We start from the raw sequence: 18,244 nt of genomic DNA, 5'->3' as shown, positions 1-18,244 counted from the left end.
AATTGCACTTGTTAAGAGAAAGGAAACCTATATGCGTTTCAGAGCGTTATTTTTCTTCGCAGTCTTAAGTTTGTTTCCTGGTGTTAGCCACGCGCTAAGTTGCTCAATCAGTGGCGTGCAGCCCATTAATTTTGGGAATGTAAATCCACTGTCCAGCACAGGTGCTGAAACGTCGATGACGTTCAGCTATTCGTGCAGCAAAGTCCTTACAGATGTGCTTAGCGCGATCACTCTTTGCTTTAATATTGGCGCGTCGAGTAATGGCCAGACTAACCCTCACGGCATGTCTTTTGCTGGCCCACCAGCCAGCACATTGAACTATCAACTCTATCAAAACCAAGCTCATACTGTAATTTGGGGAAATCAGAACCAGGCTGGAACCCCTCCTCCCATGGCCCAAATAGCGCTCCTCAATCTCACGCCCGTAACGGGTAGTCTGACAGTTTACGCAAAGCTTACGACCCCCCAAATCACCGCGGCTCCCGGTAGCTATTTAGATGTTTTTAACTCTGCCACCGCAAGTGTTACCATGAATACAGGCCTGGCTCTCCCCCCAGCTGACTGCGGCAATGGAACCGGCCCGAGTTTCCCGTTTAACGTGACCGCAGTCGTGACCAGGCAATGCAACATTAGCTTCGTCAATAATATAAGTATTGGCCCGGTAACAATGAATCAATCCAATATCGGATCGAGTAATACTCTTGGTGTCGCCTGCTCGAATAATACCCCTTATTCGATAGGGCTTAGTCCATCGAACGGCAGTACCACAGGCAGCGGGCAAATGAAAACCAGCGGGAGCGGGAGCAATACCGATTTAGTCCCGTATCAACTGCGTTCAACGTCGGGCCAGTCCGGGACTCCATGGGGAAGTATTACAGCAAACAGTGTCAATGGCACCGGTACCGGATCGACCACTGCATATACCGTTTACGCAACCGTACCCAATGCAAATTACGCCCCGGATAATTACGCCGATACCGTCACCATTAATGTGACGTACTGAAAAAGGTAAATGGCTCGCGGCCTGATTAACGCGCAGATCGGGTGCCGGTTAGACTTGGCATCACCTCTTTCATTAGCTCAATAAATTTGCGCAGACGTGCCGGATAGTAACTCGCGTAAGGATAGAGCAGATAGATGGGTAAAGGTGCAGCCTGCCAGTTAGGGAGAACATGCTGCAACGTGCCCTCCGCCAAATCCTCTTCCACAACCCATGATGAAACCATCCCTACACCCATTCCGTTTAAAGCTGCCTTACGCACCGCGTACAGGCTATCCGTGCTCAGTCTCGGGGTAATATCGAAGCGGAAAGGGTCGCCGCTGGTTACCTCGTTTAACGTCACTTCATTGCGATAAAAACTACTCAGCGCCACCCAGGGGAATTTCACCAAATCCGCGGCTTCATTAACCGGCCCATGGCTTGCAAGTAGTGAAGGAGCAGCCACCACGATACGCGGCACTTCCGCCAGTAAAATGGCGACCACAGAAGGATCGGTGATTGCCCCAACATGAATCGCACAATCAATTCCTTCAGGGATAAAGTCCGGCGAACGATCGTTAAGAATCCACTCAATATTGATTTGCGGATAGCGCGCCAGGTAATCGCCAAGCGGCCCAATCAGTTGATCCTGACCGAATGCGTGTGGCGCACGTACGCGCAGCACCCCGGCCGGTTCGTCCCTTGCACCACTGACTTCATCTTCCAGAAGGTGCCAGTTTTCAATCAACCTGCGGGCATGCTGATAGCAGCGTTCGCCGTCATCTGTCAGCTTCATGGTGTGGGTAGTACGCTGGATTAACTTAACGCCAAGCATTTGTTCGAGGCTTTGCAAGCGTCGGCTTATTGTTGGCTGGGTAGTATCCATTTGTGCGGCTGCGGCTGAAAGGCTGCCGCTCTCAACGATTCGCACAAAGGTTTGCAAAATGGCTATACGGTCGCCGGCGGGATTAAAGTTTTTATTCATACGTTAAGTGTATAACAGTTTTACCCCTGCGGGGGCTACAGCCGAAAGCAAAAAACGACAAGAATGGCCGCACATTAACCCACTGGAGCGAGCCATGAGCCAGCTTTCCACAATGACCACATCAACATCCAACACCATGCTGTCTGGCAAAATCGTTTTTCTCCTCGCCCTTGGCGCGGGCCTGAGTGTTGCCTCAATTTATTATAGCCAGCCAATGTTGGGGATTATCGGCAGCACGTTCCATGCCCGTGTCGGTGATGTCGGCCTGGTACCCACACTGACGCAAATTGGTTATGCGCTCGGCATTTTGTTGCTCGCCCCACTTGGGGATCGCTTTGACCGCCGTCGTATCATTCTGATTAAAGGCACCCTGCTTTCGTTGACGTTACTGCTGTGTGGATTCTCCTCTTCCTGGCATGTGCTATTACTCAGCAGTCTGGCAATTGGCCTGGTTGCGACCGTTGCGCAAGATATTATCCCTGCCGCCGCCACACTGGCCTCTGACAGCAATCGGGGTAAAACCGTGGGAATGGTAATGACTGGGCTTCTGGCGGGCATTCTGCTTTCACGTGTATTTAGTGGCATCGTGGCAGAACTATGGGGCTGGCGTAGTGTTTATACTATTGCAGCAGTAGGTGTTTGGGTCGTCACGCTGACACTCTGGTACGTACTACCCTCTTTCAAGCCGCAAACCACACTACGCTATCCCGCACTACTGCGTTCATTAGGCAAACTGTGGATGGAGTATTCGGCTTTACGTCGTGCCGCTCTGGCACAAGGGTTGTTGTCGATTGCGTTCAGCGCTTTTTGGTCAACGCTTGCGATTATGCTGGCAGAGCGCTTCCATATGGGCTCCGCCGTAGCCGGTACTTTTGGCCTGGCAGGTGCAGCAGGAGCGCTCGCCGCACCGCTGGCAGGTTCACTTGCTGACCGTCGTGGCCCTGATTTCGTCACGAAAATTGCAGCCGCGTTGGTTGTTATCTCCTTTGCCCTGATGTTTGTGATGCCGTTTGTTCCCGTCCCTGTGCAACTGGCTATTATCGCCATTAGTGCGGTCGGGTTTGACCTGGGTATTCAGGCCTCACTGGTGGCACATCAAACCATCATCTATGCGTTAAATCCGGCTGCACGTAGTCGCCTGAACGCCATTATGTTTACCGTGGTGTTTATCGGCATGGCAGTAGGTGCAACGCTGGGTAGTAAAGCGCTGGAAACCTTCGGCTGGACGGGAATGGTTGGGCTGGCAACGTTCGCGGCACTGTGCGGATTGCTTATCCGCTTAATGGGGCGCTCCGCCAAATAAACAATCACCACCTCTACGGGAGGTGGTGATTCGCCAATGAGCTTCCAGCAATCACAATCGTCGCGGTAACAGGAATTATTGCGTCTCAGTCACCGCGTGAATTTGGCCAGTAAATCCTGTTTTAGCAATCGCCGATAGCAGTTGTTGATTATCAAAATTGTCCGGAACAATGACTTGTGCCTGATGCGTTTTTAATGACGCCTTTGCTTTGATAACCCCATCGGTACTGCGCAAAGCCTGATTTATCGAAATCACGCAGAGCGGGCAGTTCATCTGCCCTATATCTATAGTGACCATTTTATTGGCCGCCCAACTTAGAGGCGTCAACAAAAGCAGCCCCAGGCATAAAAATCTCTTCATTCCATACTTTCCCAAATCCAGGGTAAGACATACGGATAAGTGGTCAGGAACAGTACCAATGGCACTGATAACCAATACAACAAGACCAGCACGCGGCGGCTGACAACACTTGTGCATATTGGCTTAGGGGACAAATAGAGCCGCCAGAATCCACGAACCATCAATCCCAGGGAGACAATTACCATGGGAATTTGTAACCAGGGTAGCGTCGGGATCCCTGTGAGTCCTGCAGCTGAAATACCAAACAACAGGTACAGCAACGGCCCAATGCAGCACAGTGTTGAAGCGCCAGCGGCAATTAATGCCGCCAGCAACGTGACTAAATTACCCTTAATGCTGTTCGGTGCTGACGTAGTCATAGCTAAATGCTGCCGGGTCGTAGAAGTTTAAAGGATCGCCATCTACTTCGGCATATGGGTAACCCAGGTTGTTGACATCACCTTGTTCTGCTGCTGGATAAAGCGCGAAATCACGTGCGTGATTAAAGCCCACCCAGTTCATTTCCCAATTGCCAAAGAGATAATCGCTAACCGCTTTTACAGCCGGATCACCATTCTCTTTCTTCTCGGTCAAACGCATTTTGGTGACATCTGCCGGGTCAGCTGGGATCCATCCAAAGCCCGCCAGCCAGAACATCGCGCGGCAATGCTGGCCACCATTTATTTTTGCAATACCCTGCTCATCTGCGCTGCCGAAAGCTTTCTTCGAATACTGCCCCAAGAGGCGGCTGGCACCAAGGCGAATACCGAACATTTCGCGCGCAGGAATCCCAACTGCGCGACACAGCGCGACAAAGACGGAGTTAATGTCGGTGCATTTACCACCCAATTTACCCGCTTTCAGTATTTCGCCCACATCACCTGTACCGCAACCAATCACAGCATCATCGCGATGCATGTGTGTGCTAACCCAGTCGTGAATCAAACGAGCTTGTTTTATCGGTGCTTTTTCGCCACCAACAATTTTCAGTGCAGTCTCTTTTACGATACCGTCGACAGGAATATGGGGAGTTGCCAGCAAGAAAGGTTTAATTTCGTCCGGGATGACTGCATCTTGCTCAGGCAACAACCAGTCGGCCAGTTTATTGTCTTTTAGCACTTCCCAATCATGGGTTTCGACCGTCATATCAACGCGAATATCCAGCGAGCCTTCAGAGTCCGGCCAGGTAACAAATAACATTCTGGCACCATAACGGTTATTAGCCGTCAGGCTGGCTTTCTGGTAGTTACCGTTGAAGGAAAGGTCGAGCAAGGTCTGAAATGAAGTGTCTTCTGGTACAGGTATCCACAAATTAACTTTGCCCTGGGAACCTGCCGGCGCTTTGAGACTATATGTTTGTGTGACCACAAAACGGCGGGAGGTATCAGAAGATGCAATTGCCGGATCATCAACACGTTTGGTTCCTGAAAATGCCGGACGAACCAAACCAATAGTTGATAGTGCTGCAACGCTTTTCAGAAAGTTTCGCCTTTCCATTGAGATATACCTTCGGTCGCCAGAAAAAGCTGGCGCTTAACCCCGCACCTGCGGAGGTCGGCCAGTATTATGCAGTTAAGTATTTTGCTCAATTATAAACTGGATCAATTGGTCGGCTGTTTATTACCTCTATTCCTGCTTTGGAATGGGCAGGCTTGCCACCCTTTTTTGCCGTATCGGGCTTGCCGTTACGCCGAGGTCTCGCGTTTCCGGCAGCAACGACATCGCGCACAAGCTGACGGCTGCAGCAAACAATACATAATAGGCAGGGGCCACAGGATGATTAGTCCACGCAAGAAGTGCCGTCAGAATAAAATGTGTTGTCCCACCAAATAGTGCCGACCCGAGCGCATAGATAAGCGATGTGCCAGTGCTGCGATAACCGGCAGGCAAAATCTCCGGCACAATAACCAACACGGCGGTAGTCGGGAAAACAATCAGAGCCGATATGACGAAGGTCACCGTCAGCAAACGTGTCGCATCCGGTGCTTCATGCAGCCATGAAAACAGTGGCACGACTACGATGCACAACACAACTACCGGCAAGATTAGCACCTTCTTACGCCCATATTTATCGCACAACCTTCCCGCTGCCAGCGCGCCAAAAAACGACATTAGCCCGGCAATAAGGATACTGGTTTGGGCAATACTCGGATCAAGATGAAGCGTTTTGATGGCATAAGATGTCATGTAGTTTATCAACTGCGATGTGACGTTGACGACGAGCATGACACCCAACCCGATAATCAGAAAACGGCGATGGTCACGCCACATGCCTTTGAGCATATCAACGGTTTTATCTTCCTTTTTATCCTCCGCATGCAGCGTCTCGGGAACATTGCGACGAATATAAATGGTCAGTGGAACCATCAGCAAACTAAAGATAAACGGAATGCGCCAGCCATAACTTTGCAAATTCTCAGGCGACATCGCAAGCGTAATAATCACGCCGATCAGCCCCCCGGTAGTGACCGCAATACCCTGACTTGCTATCTGCCAACATGCATAGCGGCCACGTTTGTCTGCCGGGGCTGATTCGATTAACAACGATGTCGCTGGGCCAATTTCGCCGCCCAGAGCAATCCCCTGTAACAGGCGACAGCACACAACAATCACCGGAGCAATCATACCGATACTGGCGTAACTGGGCGTGAGTGCTATACCCATCGTACCTAGCGTAATCAGCGATACGGTAAGAATCATCGCGGGTTTACGCCCGACACGGTCTGCGTAACTACCAATAAGCAGTGCGCCCAATGGACGCGTGAAGAATCCGACCCCGAAGGTCGCCGTTGCCACCAGCAGACTGCCGTAATCCCCGGTAATAGGGAAAAATGTCTGTCCAATATAAACAGCAAAATAGGCATAAATAACAAAATCATAAACTTCAAAAGCATTGCCTGCGACGGCGGCAACAATCACCCGCCAATGAACTGGCTGTGCTGGTACTGCGCCACCACCCTGCGCCAAACGCTCGGTATTGTGATTCATGCGACTCTCCAGGAATATGTCAGTCTTGATTACGATTAATACCCGCTACGGCTTGTTGGAACACCAGTTTCCCCTGGGCCCAGATAGCCTCCTGCCACCAGGGATCTTGCGGGTTAAAAGCATCTTTTAGCGTCTGACGGATAGCGGCACATTGTCGTGGGTCATCGCTACCATAACGTGTTAGCCAGTGCGCTCCGCGCATTGCCAGCACCGTTTGTGATTGCGGATAAGTGCCATATTCCAGACAAATATTGGTCTGCTGTGCCTGCTCGCACTCACGATACAGAGCGGCTTGAATCGGCCCCGTTAACGGAACGCTGGTAGAACTACCGGTATTCACCGAAGTAATAGTGTCGCCCCACCAGTCACGAGCCCGCTTAATAGAAATCCCTTCATCTTCACAACCAAAAATCCGCTCACCATAGCCATAAGGGCCAAGCCCAGTATGAATATCCAGTGAGCCTATCCGACGGCAGCGTGTTGCATAACGACGCAAAATCGCACGGAAGGTATCATTGCTCCAGGTCGGTTTATCTCCGCCATAGTGAAGCCCATCAGCAAAACGATATTGCCCAAGACTTACCGCACACTGGAAACCCTTAGCACCCCACAGTTTTGCCAATTCTCGAAGTTTATCTTCGCTATCTACCGGTGGAGGCCAACTTGAAGGTAGCAACAGATCGTGAATCTCGCTGTAACGTTCGTTAGCAGGTAGTGTTTGATTGAAATCGACAAAGTTGCGGTTCAAATCGACGTTTTCCTGAGTGGTACGATGCGACCAGGAAAATCCCCACGGATTGATTGCATGAACATGCAAAATAGCGGTATTGCGCTCGTTTATTGGCCCCATCTCCAACAACCCTTTTTGGATTGCCGAGCCAGGATATCCCTCTACACCATGAACACCGCTGATGGTAATAATCAAATTCTCCGCATCTTCCGGGCCATCAAGCACCACGTCTGTCGCCAGCGTTTCTCCCTCAACACCGGGCAAGTCCAAAATGTAGCTATCAACAGCGAGTCCTCGGGCTTGAGCAGCAGCAAGGAATGCCTGCCGTGACATCGCATAGTTCCTGCTAAACAGCATATGCGCTAATGAACTCATCATTGTCTCCTGTCGATTTAGTGGAAAGTCTGGATTGCTGACGGCGGCGGCATGAGTCGCCAAATGTTGTGAAGAGTTGTTGTGCAAGCGGACTGTGTCCAAGCGACATTTCGGGATGCCACTGTAATCCGAGCACAAGACCAGGGGCCTCAGGTGCGGTAAACGCTTCTACCAGTCCATCAAGCGCAAAAGCCTCGATACGTAATCCTTGCCCGAGGCGATCAACCCCCTGGTGGTGTAGTGAGTTCACCCTGACGGCCTGAGTTCCTGATAACGTTGCCAGCAACCCGCCCGGCGTAACGCTGACCAGATGACTGTCTCCGTACCATTCCTCAATGGCACGCGCGTGATCTCCCTCCCTGTGGTCTATCGCGTCCGGCCTTTCATGGACGGCACGATGCAAAGTGCCGCCATAAAAGACATTCAACTCCTGAAATCCTCGGCAAATCGCCATCAAGGGAATGCCCTGCGCAATAACCGACGGCAAGAGTGAGAAGACCGCCTCATCGCGATGCAGATCTATCAGTGTTTCTATAGGAAGCGGCTCAGCTTTATAGCGTTCCGCCGCCACATTCGAGGGGCTTCCAGGCAGTAATACACCGTCAACAGTGGCTAGCAGTGTTGTTAAATCCAGCAGCTCAGGACAGGCTGGAATAAGAACAGGCATAACACCTGCTGCTTCATGCAAAGCGCGCAAATAGGTTTCAGGTACAGCATGAACATTGTGCTGGAAGTAGCTAATTCGATCGCAGATCACTGCCACCACAGGACGGGGTAATTCGGGTTTGACCGTTTGCATAGGGGATTCCCATTGAACAAAGATTAATTAAATGTTAATGGTTTGTTTTGATTGCGTGAAATGCAGAATCAGGACGGTTTCCATGCATAAACTGCAAGTGGAGGAAGTATGAATACCCGCCAGCTACAGCACTTTATTGCACTGATGGAGAACATCTCACTCAGTGCCGCGGCGGAGGCTGTACATCTAAGCCAACCCGCACTTTCACGCAGTATCAAAGCACTGGAAGAGCAGCTAAACGTGCCGCTTTTTATCCGTACTGACCGCCGGTTGCGCCCAACACCCTACGCGCAAGCATGGGTGGCGACGGCACGTCGGATGCTGATGAATGAGAAGGAGGGCAAACGTTTATTGAAGATGATGCAATCAGGGGAAACCGGGCGCGTTGCGTTGGGAATGGGATCGTCACTCATAGATGAATTACTTGGCCCGCTTATCGAGACGATGCTCAAGACGCTTCCGGAAGTACAGATTAAAGTCAGCGTGGAAACATCAGGCCCGTTGCTATATTTGCTACGCGACCGACAAATTGACTTCTTCGTGGGGGATACAAGTATTGCGCGCCATCAACAAGACCTCGCCGTAGAAGCTCTTTTTACCTGCGGGTTTGCATGGTACGCCAGTCGCCAACATCCTATCGCGCAGCAGAAGAACATTGATATCGCCCAGCTCAAGTGCTGGCCAATGGTGATTGCTTCAGGGTATTTTGACCCTGCAGTAGTTGAACATATGGAAGAGCTGTACGGGTTATCATCGGGGCTTTACAACAATTTCGATGTGCAAAGTAACGACTTCCAAATCGTCAAATACTTGCTCAGTTCAAGTAACGCTATCCTCGCCGCCACTGATATCTCAATGATCAATGACGTGGAGGCAGGAAAAGTGGTGAAACTTCATGTTACTCCCCCACTTTCTCTGACATTGACGCTCGGAATACTTCGGCTTACGGACAGAGTTCTGCCACCGGTCACAGAACGCGTGATGACACTCATTCGTAACCGACTTAAACAGACGGAAATTCGCCGCACTCAGCTTTAGTTCGTCATCTTATTATGTATAAATGAAAACCCCGTCCCCACAGTGCCTGGTATCAAAACGAGCCTGGTAGCTGAAATGATTCCACTAAACTTTGGTTCACCCCAGATGTATTAACCTCTCTGCTCGGTTAAGGCTTCAGTGATTAAAGTTGATAGTTTTTCAAGTTTGATAGCAAGTTGAAGGCTCAACCAGACATACCCGTGGATAGCATTCTCAACGAGTTCATCCCCGGCGTGTGCTACTAACAATTCATGCAATTCTTTCGTTATGTCAGTCAAGCGCTCACTATTTGCCATTGCGGGTGATGGATTTCCCTCATGCAGCGCCACGGCCAGTGTTTGCAACGTTTGCTGAGTCATCTGCTGCACTTGTGCAAGAGTGTGCGAATTCAGAATAAGAAAGCGGCTGCTGCGCGAGGCCCAATGAGCATTAGCCTGTAATCCTTGTGTAGCAATCATATCTCGGGCAATGGACTGAATCTCATTTAGAAGCGTTTTAGATATTCCTGCCTCTCGACTGACCGGCATAAGCAGGCTGCGCATTTTCACTACATTCCCGAGTATTCGTGAGTCCAGTTTCGTCAAATTCGGGCGGCTCAGAACATTCCAGGAGAAGCCCGTAGCACTTATTTTCGAAAAATCAGTCAAAAAGTCCGCTAACTGAATACGCCAGTGAATAAAGGCCCGTTGCGGGTAGATACTGGTAAAAACCATCGCCAGAATGCAACCAAGGATAATATTTGTACTTCGCCATAACGCAGTTTGGAAATCACCAGCCGGAGCACTACTTACCACTGCCATTGTGATACCAATAAGTAAGGCGGCATATGGGCGCTTACTCATTGTTAAATAACCACATATAAATAGTGCACAACCACACCATGCCATCATTAAAGGCAAGGAGTACATTTCAATATGCAAAGCGATGATACCCAATATCGCACCGGTTAACGTACCTGCAATACGTTCAAATGCGCGAGGAATAACATTCCCCCAAAAGCTTATTGGCCCCATAACCACCACGAGTGTAATAAGTGGCCAGGAGTGGTCTGGTAAATTCGCCATCCTGATTATCAGGAATGTCAGTACGAATGCTACAGCGATGCGGATGCCATGTATTATGCGGTAATTGCGATGGATATATAATTCACGAGGAGTTAATGGCCTGTCACGACGCACTGCAAAGATAGATTTTTTCATTCACTCTTTACTCTGGATAAACAGTGCCCTGGCAATAAAAACTGACAAGTACATTGGGTTACCCTGCATTTAAGCTATTGCTTTATACTTCATGGACTGAACGATACCTGTCAGACATAAGACAGATACCGTTTTTATTGATATATATTATTAAGTTGATATTTTTATTTGCCAGCAATTATTTCAGCCTGTGTTGCAGCGACATTATTAATAAACTTTTTCACAATTGGCGAGCGTTCATGTACCCGGCTGACTATCGACAATGGAATATAAGCGCCCTCTTCCGCGATATCATAAAATGCAACACCGGAGGATGAGTGACTCATGGCTTTCATTGAGGAGGGAACAATCGAGACCCCAATGCCTGCAGAAACCAGATTAATAATGGATGATAATTGTGGTGCAGTTTGCTTCACCGTAGGCACACAACCTGCTTTTTCAAACAACGCAACTATAGTGTCGTGCAGGTGCACACTGTAATCTCGCGGACACAAAATCATCTCTTCGTTTGCCAGCTGATTCAATGTGATATGGCTTTGCGCGATATACGAATGCTGCTCAGGCAACACAATGGTCAAAGGCTCCTGGAGAATTAAATGCAGCTCCAGTAGCTCACTATATAGATGGTCAGTACGAACAAAAGCCACATCAATAGCGCCATTTTCGACGGCTTTAATGAGATTATCGGTATGTGCCTCATCTAATTGCAGACTGACATTTTTGTAATCGCTTTTGAATTTCTTAATACTGCGCGTGACCACGGAATTAAATGCCGAAGATGAAGTAAAACCAACTTTAAGCACCCCCAGTTCGCCTCGCGAAGCGAGAAGTGCTGATGATTTTGCTTCTTCTACCAAACCCGGCAACACTTTTACCGCATCATAAAATGCGGTACCCGCGGAGGTTAATTCAACGCCTCGGGCGATGCGATGAAACAATTTGGTACCAATTTCATTTTCCAAATCTCGTATTTGTATACTGAGAGGCGGTTGGCCAATACCCAGCACTTCTGCTGCATAGGTAAAACTTTTGGCATCGGCAACGGCCAGAAAATAACGAATATGTCTTAACTCCATTCGCATGCCTATTAAATCAATATTAATTAAAGCGGATCAGATGCTTAAAGGTTCTATTGCAACCAGATGATGATAGTATATCTGACACAAAATTATAGATGGCTCGTAGGCATATATTTAACCCAACACTCTTCGTGCTTATCGGTAGTAGGTTCTTTTTTGTAAACACGATAACCAATTGAAAACGCCCATTCTAATGCGGAATTATAATCATCAAATGTCGATAACTGTTTATCTTCTACACGAACGACAATATTTCCTTCACTATTTTTTTCCACGAATGCATTTTTAATCATGAAAATTAACCTCGTTACATCTGCGTAATATAGTTAAAACCGTGTATTTATCACACCGGTAGGCGATGAGCTGAATATATATATCCCCCTATCCTCAAGCAATGATATGGCGCATAGCTTTGGTATATATATTTTATATGGATGGTATGATTTTGATACAGATCATGAATGTTGATTTGTTGCAAACAGGTGAAGATTATGAAGGCCTAATGTTGTGTATTATTCACTACAGCATTAAGCAATGATATGTACAAGCGCTTATATATCGCAGAGTTACATGCCGAAAAAAGTGATGGTAAGTGGGCGATTAAACTGATGAGTAACCGCCCTTATTGATTATGCTAATGGTGTTATTTTCCAACGCGTTTCTATTATCAGTGGCGATTGAACGGATACGACTTCCGGCGAAATGTTTATCGCATTAGGGGCCTGACTCATCGCATTAACGCAGGTGGCATCCGGTTGTTTGTCAAAGATGACCATGCTTTTGCCGTTTGAGGTCATTTCAAGTCTGATTTTCCCGGGCCATTCCAGGCGCGTTTGCAGCCCTTGGTCAAAACCAAAACAGTCATCCCATGGACCTGGACGCATAGAGGTACGCAAGCCCGTCGGCAATTCATCTTCACCCGTCTGCTCCTGCCAATCAGCATCAAAATGAACGTTTAGTTGCTTGCTCCCCTCTTCACCTATAACTTTTGCAAACCATGGATGCCAACCCGCTGAAGCCGGAAAATCCTCATCTGATGAGTGAATTTCAAGACGCAGACGCACTTCTTCGTGAGTGACATCTATCTTTTGCGTCACGACTCCTCGCCAAGGCCAGGGAGCAGCCAGTTTCATTTGCATGGTCACTGAGTCTGTGCCACATGCAACCACCTCCCATGGGGTATAACACGCCATACCATGTAGTGCATGTGGCGGTTTATTAACCGGCAGCGCGTAATCATTCCCTTTGAAGTTGAGGATACCAAACCCCAGGCGTCCAGCCCAAGGCACCATGGGGAAACATCCATACTGAAATGCACGTCGTTCACTATGCCATTGCCGCAAAAGCTCATAGCCATATGCCTGTAGTGATGTGATTCTCGCTCCATCATGCGAAGCAATACGCAAACTTATTGGGCCATGCTTAAGAGTGATATCTGCCTCCTCAGGACCAGGCCACGGCGTGTCAAATGCCTTACGTAAAGCCCGATGATGATCAAAGCATATTTTATCTTCCATTGTACTGTTTCCTTATATGTCGATAAGTATGATGAACCTTATTTCGTGCCACCCTTTGCGATTCATTTTTTTCGGGTTTTATTAGCCAGACGCAGATAAATGACACGACAGAGACAATCAATAAAAACAGAGAGACATACCAGACTTCCCCTTTTCCCAACGCGAGTAAACTTGAGGCGATGAGTGGGCTCATTCCACCAAGAATGGCAGAAAACTGGTAAGCAAAGGAAAGGCCTGTATAGCGTACGCGAGTGCCGAACATACGGGTAAAAAGTGTAGGTTGAACGGCAAACATCATCGTTGGCCCAAAGTTGTAGCCCACAATCATGCTACACCAAATAATGAGGGTGCTTCTGGTATCCAGCAGAAGAAAAAACGGAAAGGCATAAAGCACGCAGAAACCTGCACCCAGCAAGTAGATTTTACGCTGACCTACCCGGTCAGAAATCCACCCCGCCAATGGGCAACAGATAATCCCAACTGCTGACGCAATTAGCATTCCGGTAAGTGGTATATCACGAGAAAGTGCCAACTGCGTCGAAATATAAACAATACCAAACGCGTTGATAATATTAGAAGAAACGCTCTCCGCTAAGCGGGCACCTAAGGCCAGCCAAATATTGCGGGGGTGTTTACGAAAAAGCTCAATCAGTGGTGGGGGTGCTTTTAATGACTCTGGTTGCCGCTGCTGCTTTTTAAAATCAGCGGTTTCCTCCGTATGCAAGCGGATGAACATCCCAACCACCAGCATAATGGCAGACAACCAGAACGGGATACGCCAACCCCACGATAGAAACTGTTCCTGCGTTAGCAAGGAATTACACAAAGCAAAAACACCGGTTGCTAACATGATGCCCACTGATGCCGCCGTTTGCGGTAGCGACCCCAAAAAGCCCCGTTTAGACTCTGGCGCAGATTCAATCGTCATCAGCGCCGCCCCACCATATTCTCCACCCAGGCCAAAACCCTGGATTAGCCGCAATGCCATAAGGGTAATGGGAGCCCAAATACCAATATCCTGATAGGTGGGAATAAAACCGATTAGAAAGGTTGAGGTGCCAACAATACCTAACGTCCAGATTAAGGTTATCTTCCGGCCAACCTTGTCACCAAAGTGCCCAAAAACAATCCCGCCCAAAGGGCGTGTTAAAAAGCCTACGCCAAAGGTAGCAAATGCAGCGATCAACCCAATAAAAGGGTCACTATCAGGGAAAAATAGAGGTGCAAAAACAAGGCCTGCTGCGGTGCCAAAAATAAAGAAGTCATACCACTCCAACAGCGCGCCAGCAAAACTACCAATAACGACACGGCGCAGCGCTTTTCCGGACAAGCCTGGCTCTGGCTTTGTTAAGCTTTCAGACATTTTATTTCCTCTCCAGTTGGTGAGAAAAATGTGAAATTGCTATTCACAAGTAGATAGAGGTAAGCAATGCGCCGGTATACCGGCGCTTAGTGTTATTTTTGTTCCAGCTCACTTAATACTTCTGCGTCTTCTGCATCTACGTTTGCTCCCAATGGTTCCCACTTAATCAGCAAGCAAGTCACAAACCCGATAAACGGAACCGCTGCCAACCAATAAAAAGCATCGGTTTTCAGAGTACCCCACAACATTGGCCAAATAATCAATCCAGCAATCGCTCCTGTGCGCATGATGGCGCGAGTAAAACCTACGCCAGTCGGGCGAATGCTAGGTGGATAAGAGAGCGTCGCGATGGTCATTCCTAAACCGCCAGGGCCTGCAGAATGGAAGAAGATTATCGAACCTAATAGCCCAAGAGAAAGCCATGGGCTTGCAGTCGCCAGTGCTCCGAGTGCCAGCAGCGCAAGTGTTACGACGATAAAACCATACATAGACTGCCGACGAGTACCGAGGCGTTGAAGGGCAAGCGAACCGATTAATCCACCGGTAATTCCACAAAGTGCATTTACCACAGCTGAACCAGAAAGTGCACCAGCCAATCCACCGGAGAGAATACCCGCTAGTGTTAATGGTAGATAGACGCCCACAGCGTTGTACTGCCAGGCTTGCATGGTGGCAACCACGCATCCGAGGATGGTTCTTTTACGGTAGCGTTTATTAAATAAAAGGCCGTAACCACCGTGAATTTTGTGTTCTGTGCTTGAGGCTTGTTGACCAGAAACTGTCGTCCCAACACTTGCCTGAACACCATAGCGGTGACGCAAAATCGAACAAGCTTCATCGTATCGCCCGACTCGCGCCGCCCACATTGCCGATTCACCAATAAAGAAATAGCGAAAAATCATGATGATAACTGCGAAGATAGCACCCGCAAAAATCCCGTACCTCCACAAATCAGCTTCTGCAATGTCCGACATAAAGAACAGCATCAAAACGAGATAGACCACTGTTGTCGAGACATACCACGCCATTTGCCACAAATTGACCGAGGAGCCTGTTTTCTTCGAGGATGACCCTCTAAGCTCAGCTACCGCATTGGTAGCAAGAGGAAAGTCGATCCCCAACCCAAATCCCATTACAACCCGGCACACAAGAACCCACCAGATATTGGGAGCGATGGCTACTGCTGCGGCCCCTAAGGTACACAGTGCCATACCAATCAAAAAAGCACGACGCTGACCAAATCGATTAATCACTCGATTTGCGAGCAAGCCACCAATTAGCGCAGCTATAAGTACGGAAGCATTGACGGTTGCCGCAAGTCCGGGAGAAATACCGAACTGCACCGCAATGTATTTGTTTCCAAATCCAACCATTGCCGCCTGGTAGGCATCAATTAAGATACCGCCAAGAGCAATAAAAATAACACCTACGCTTGTATTAATAGCAGAGTTTTTATTAACAATATCAATTACATCTTGTGGTCTGCTGATTATGTAAGGCGCAGGACTGGTGATTTGTGACATCACGTTATCCTTTTTCATTGTTATCAGGGTGGCGCCGCAATAGTACAGCGCCTACAGAGGCCGTGAGCCTTATTCGTCAGCAAACTGCAGCATGACTTTGATGGAATCGTTTTGCTGAGCACGCTCAAACGCTCGAGCCGCTTCACTAACTGGATAAAGATCCGTTACCAACTCGCTAGTTTCGAACAACCCTTCCGCCAGCCATTTGATAACCACATCGAAATCCTCAGGTATGTACATTCCAGAGTTCAAGAGATCACGTTCGAAACGTTGCATACTTGGCAGAGGAATTTCGCGAGGACCCGCAGGAACCCCCATACAAACCACCGTGCCACCAGCATATACACGTGTACAGGCATCATTGAGGGTGGTCTGTGCGGCTACAACATCAATGGCTCCGGTAAAGCGGACTGAACTCTCCAACTTACCCGGTGCATACACTTCCGCTGCCCCTAGTTTCAGTGCCAGGGCACGTTTTGATGAATCAGGTTCGATGACCGTTATTTTCTCAGCCCCCATAATGCGCAACGCCTGAACGATGGAGAGTCCAATCGTACCCGCGCCTATCACCAGCACGCTTTCCAGTGAACTTTCTGGCATACGATTGACGCAGTGACGCGCGCAGGCTGCTGGTTCTGCAAAAGCCAGTACCTTTAACGGCAGCGAGGCTGGAGCAACATAGCAATTTCTTGCCGGAACAATATGCTGTGAGCGAGCAAAACCTGGAGCCCTGAAACCTGCAACCTGCGGTGGCTCGCACAGATTAAAACGACCGGCCTTACAGGCACGGCATTCCATACAGGCCATAATAGGGTCGACAACTACATGGTCCCCTGGACTCACATTCGTCACGCCACTTCCCACTTCCGTGACTCTCGCTGCAATTTCATGTCCAGGAACAACAGGTGGTTTAGCGAAAGGGTGCCCCCCTTTGAGGACATGCAAATCTGATCCGCAAATACCATAAAAAACGGGTGCGATACGAACTTCATGCGCCTTTAGTTCGTGATGCGGCAGCTCCAGGTATTCGGTTGTGACTTTGCCGATATCTGAAAATAAAACCTGAGTTATCTTATCCATTACCGTTCTCCAAACACATTTGAACTGCGGGGATTAACGCTGAGACATACCTTCATCAACAATTTCAGCCAGTCTCTGAAGACGAGGTACAGAAACATCCCGCAGCATCGTTTGTGGATCAGTTGCACCAATGACAGATGCCCATACCGCACGTCCGGCGAGGAAACCTGAAGCCCCACCCTGCATCGCAATACGTACTGCACGGCCAAATATATCCGCTTCGACACCCGATGACAGGATGACCCAAGGCATGGACATTTGATCGTTGAGCTTCTGGCAGGCCGCCAGTAGTGTTTTTTCATCCCCTTTGCCACCGGCTGGCATCTCGGCTTTGTACAAGTCAGCTCCAGTACTTCCTAATTCTGCCGCCGCGGCAACAATGGCTGCTTCGCGGTCGAATGCCCATCCGCGGCGTGGCGGGCGAACAACGGGTTCGATAATACTCACAAGACCTGCACTGCGGCAGCGAGCCACAAAGTCATCCACCATTTGTAGTCGTATCTGCGACTCTTCATCTTCACGCCACAGCACTAATAACTTCATCGCTTTTGCCCCCATAGCTCGGGCAGTATGAGGATCGATGGTGTAATCAATTTCTACACTGTCGACAGGAATACCATTGCCGGGGACAAAGTGGTCTGCGGCAACAATCAAGCCGCACGAATCGGCAACCGCACGCTGTTCGACAATTTGATCAAGACAATACTGTTTATCTGCCAACACCGCAGAGGCATACGGTGAAAGAATGCGCGTTGCAGCAACTTTAAAATCGGTAAGTACACTATCAGCAACAGGTTTCTGCTGACCTGCTGCAATAAACATTAAGCGCATGGCTTCGCGCTGGTCGACGGCTAACATGGCAAATCCACCGTCTGGTCGCGAAATATCCAGCAGGCTAAATGGGGTTTTCTGGGATGACATAAGAACTCCTGATAATTATCAAAAAA

18 protein-coding genes are annotated in these 18,244 nt (G+C 48.9%); 3 read left to right on the top strand and 15 right to left on the bottom strand.

The genetic code is table 11. The features are described 5' to 3' along the window. Positions 1-31 precede the first annotated feature (31 nt). Complete coding sequence (locus EDF88_RS00780) at positions 32-1,003, top strand: spore coat protein U domain-containing protein (RefSeq protein ID WP_134182261.1); 972 nt, start codon at positions 32-34, stop codon at positions 1,001-1,003. A gap of 25 nt (positions 1,004-1,028) precedes the next feature. Here the strand turns inward: EDF88_RS00780 and EDF88_RS00775 are convergent, their stop codons facing one another. Continuing rightward, a complete protein-coding gene (locus EDF88_RS00775; protein ID WP_134182259.1) occupies positions 1,029-1,964 on the bottom strand; it encodes a LysR family transcriptional regulator in 936 nt (311 codons plus the stop codon). Between the two features lie 94 nt (positions 1,965-2,058). On the opposite strand from EDF88_RS00775, the gene EDF88_RS00770 reads away from it, so the two are divergent. Continuing rightward, the gene (locus tag EDF88_RS00770) at positions 2,059-3,267 is read left to right on the top strand and encodes an MFS transporter (protein WP_134182257.1); all 1,209 of its coding nucleotides are present in this window, start codon (positions 2,059-2,061) and stop codon (positions 3,265-3,267) included. 75 nt (positions 3,268-3,342) lie between these two features. On the opposite strand, the gene EDF88_RS00765 is transcribed toward EDF88_RS00770, so the two are convergent. The 6 genes from EDF88_RS00765 to EDF88_RS00740 form a co-directional block, all read right to left on the bottom strand. Beyond that, on the bottom strand, positions 3,343-3,627 hold the full coding sequence (locus EDF88_RS00765; protein WP_064511785.1) for a heavy-metal-associated domain-containing protein: 285 nt from the start codon (positions 3,625-3,627) through the stop codon (positions 3,343-3,345). Further along, the gene (locus EDF88_RS00760) at positions 3,624-3,986 is read right to left on the bottom strand and encodes a mercuric transporter MerT family protein (protein WP_134182255.1); all 363 of its coding nucleotides are present in this window, start codon (positions 3,984-3,986) and stop codon (positions 3,624-3,626) included. The genes EDF88_RS00765 and EDF88_RS00760 overlap by 4 nt, the downstream gene beginning before the upstream one ends. Next, positions 3,958-5,103: a transglutaminase family protein gene (locus tag EDF88_RS00755; RefSeq protein ID WP_064511786.1), complete on the bottom strand. Its 1,146-nt coding sequence runs from the start codon at positions 5,101-5,103 to the stop codon at positions 3,958-3,960. The genes EDF88_RS00760 and EDF88_RS00755 overlap by 29 nt, the downstream gene beginning before the upstream one ends. A 129-nt stretch (positions 5,104-5,232) precedes the next feature. Beyond that, positions 5,233-6,594, bottom strand: coding sequence for an MFS transporter (locus tag EDF88_RS00750; protein ID WP_134182253.1), 1,362 nt, complete (start codon positions 6,592-6,594; stop codon positions 5,233-5,235). 19 nt (positions 6,595-6,613) lie between these two features. Next, positions 6,614-7,699, bottom strand: a complete 1,086-nt coding sequence (locus EDF88_RS00745; protein ID WP_208326115.1) for a M14 family metallopeptidase — start codon at positions 7,697-7,699, stop codon at positions 6,614-6,616. Beyond that, positions 7,671-8,456, bottom strand: coding sequence for a gamma-glutamyl-gamma-aminobutyrate hydrolase family protein (locus EDF88_RS00740; RefSeq protein ID WP_208326114.1), 786 nt, complete (start codon positions 8,454-8,456; stop codon positions 7,671-7,673). Before EDF88_RS00740 ends, EDF88_RS00745 begins: the two co-directional genes overlap by 29 nt. Positions 8,457-8,606: 150 nt before the next feature. On the opposite strand from EDF88_RS00740, the gene EDF88_RS00735 reads away from it, so the two are divergent. Continuing rightward, positions 8,607-9,536, top strand: coding sequence for a LysR family transcriptional regulator (locus EDF88_RS00735; RefSeq protein WP_134182247.1), 930 nt, complete (start codon positions 8,607-8,609; stop codon positions 9,534-9,536). A 110-nt stretch (positions 9,537-9,646) separates the two neighbouring features. On the opposite strand, the gene EDF88_RS00730 is transcribed toward EDF88_RS00735, so the two are convergent. The 8 genes from EDF88_RS00730 to EDF88_RS00695 all read right to left on the bottom strand — a co-directional run bounded on the left by EDF88_RS00730 (position 9,647) and on the right by EDF88_RS00695 (position 18,218). Continuing rightward, positions 9,647-10,735: an FUSC family protein gene (locus EDF88_RS00730; protein ID WP_134182244.1), complete on the bottom strand. Its 1,089-nt coding sequence runs from the start codon at positions 10,733-10,735 to the stop codon at positions 9,647-9,649. Positions 10,736-10,899: 164 nt separating this feature from the next. Continuing rightward, entirely contained in the window at positions 10,900-11,811 is a 912-nt protein-coding gene (locus EDF88_RS00725) for a LysR family transcriptional regulator (protein ID WP_166671929.1), read from the bottom strand. 92 nt (positions 11,812-11,903) lie between these two features. Continuing rightward, the gene (locus EDF88_RS00720) at positions 11,904-12,107 is read right to left on the bottom strand and encodes a hypothetical protein (RefSeq protein WP_134182240.1); all 204 of its coding nucleotides are present in this window, start codon (positions 12,105-12,107) and stop codon (positions 11,904-11,906) included. Between the two features lie 336 nt (positions 12,108-12,443). Then, on the bottom strand, positions 12,444-13,331 hold the full coding sequence (locus EDF88_RS00715; RefSeq protein WP_134182238.1) for an aldose 1-epimerase: 888 nt from the start codon (positions 13,329-13,331) through the stop codon (positions 12,444-12,446). Further along, a complete protein-coding gene (locus EDF88_RS00710; RefSeq protein ID WP_134182236.1) occupies positions 13,321-14,694 on the bottom strand; it encodes an MFS transporter in 1,374 nt (457 codons plus the stop codon). The genes EDF88_RS00715 and EDF88_RS00710 overlap by 11 nt, the downstream gene beginning before the upstream one ends. A 92-nt stretch (positions 14,695-14,786) precedes the next feature. Beyond that, positions 14,787-16,217: an MFS transporter gene (locus tag EDF88_RS00705; protein WP_134182234.1), complete on the bottom strand. Its 1,431-nt coding sequence runs from the start codon at positions 16,215-16,217 to the stop codon at positions 14,787-14,789. Positions 16,218-16,286: 69 nt separating this feature from the next. Next, positions 16,287-17,297, bottom strand: coding sequence for an alcohol dehydrogenase catalytic domain-containing protein (locus EDF88_RS00700; protein WP_134182232.1), 1,011 nt, complete (start codon positions 17,295-17,297; stop codon positions 16,287-16,289). A 33-nt stretch (positions 17,298-17,330) separates the two neighbouring features. Continuing rightward, positions 17,331-18,218 (bottom strand): aldolase, encoded by an 888-nt coding sequence (locus EDF88_RS00695; protein ID WP_134182230.1) that lies wholly within the window; start codon positions 18,216-18,218, stop codon positions 17,331-17,333. Positions 18,219-18,244 lie beyond the last annotated feature (26 nt).

The organism is Buttiauxella sp. BIGb0552, from assembly GCF_004366275.1.
Taxonomy (GTDB): domain Bacteria; phylum Pseudomonadota; class Gammaproteobacteria; order Enterobacterales; family Enterobacteriaceae; genus Buttiauxella; species Buttiauxella gaviniae.
This window is presented reverse-complemented; position numbering and strand designations above follow the sequence as displayed.

Coding starts and splice junctions, on each gene's coding strand:
- EDF88_RS00780 (WP_134182261.1), top strand. CDS start 32: ATGCGTTTCAGAGCGTTATTTTTCTTCGCAGTCTTAAGTTTGTTTCCT.
- EDF88_RS00775 (WP_134182259.1), bottom strand. CDS start 1,964: ATGAATAAAAACTTTAATCCCGCCGGCGACCGTATAGCCATTTTGCAA.
- EDF88_RS00770 (WP_134182257.1), top strand. CDS start 2,059: ATGAGCCAGCTTTCCACAATGACCACATCAACATCCAACACCATGCTG.
- EDF88_RS00765 (WP_064511785.1), bottom strand. CDS start 3,627: ATGAAGAGATTTTTATGCCTGGGGCTGCTTTTGTTGACGCCTCTAAGT.
- EDF88_RS00760 (WP_134182255.1), bottom strand. CDS start 3,986: ATGACTACGTCAGCACCGAACAGCATTAAGGGTAATTTAGTCACGTTG.
- EDF88_RS00755 (WP_064511786.1), bottom strand. CDS start 5,103: ATGGAAAGGCGAAACTTTCTGAAAAGCGTTGCAGCACTATCAACTATT.
- EDF88_RS00750 (WP_134182253.1), bottom strand. CDS start 6,594: ATGAATCACAATACCGAGCGTTTGGCGCAGGGTGGTGGCGCAGTACCA.
- EDF88_RS00745 (WP_208326115.1), bottom strand. CDS start 7,699: ATGAGTTCATTAGCGCATATGCTGTTTAGCAGGAACTATGCGATGTCA.
- EDF88_RS00735 (WP_134182247.1), top strand. CDS start 8,607: ATGAATACCCGCCAGCTACAGCACTTTATTGCACTGATGGAGAACATC.
- EDF88_RS00730 (WP_134182244.1), bottom strand. CDS start 10,735: ATGAAAAAATCTATCTTTGCAGTGCGTCGTGACAGGCCATTAACTCCT.
- EDF88_RS00725 (WP_166671929.1), bottom strand. CDS start 11,811: ATGGAGTTAAGACATATTCGTTATTTTCTGGCCGTTGCCGATGCCAAA.
- EDF88_RS00720 (WP_134182240.1), bottom strand. CDS start 12,107: ATGATTAAAAATGCATTCGTGGAAAAAAATAGTGAAGGAAATATTGTC.
- EDF88_RS00715 (WP_134182238.1), bottom strand. CDS start 13,331: ATGGAAGATAAAATATGCTTTGATCATCATCGGGCTTTACGTAAGGCA.
- EDF88_RS00710 (WP_134182236.1), bottom strand. CDS start 14,694: ATGTCTGAAAGCTTAACAAAGCCAGAGCCAGGCTTGTCCGGAAAAGCG.
- EDF88_RS00705 (WP_134182234.1), bottom strand. CDS start 16,217: ATGTCACAAATCACCAGTCCTGCGCCTTACATAATCAGCAGACCACAA.
- EDF88_RS00700 (WP_134182232.1), bottom strand. CDS start 17,297: ATGGATAAGATAACTCAGGTTTTATTTTCAGATATCGGCAAAGTCACA.
- EDF88_RS00695 (WP_134182230.1), bottom strand. CDS start 18,218: ATGTCATCCCAGAAAACCCCATTTAGCCTGCTGGATATTTCGCGACCA.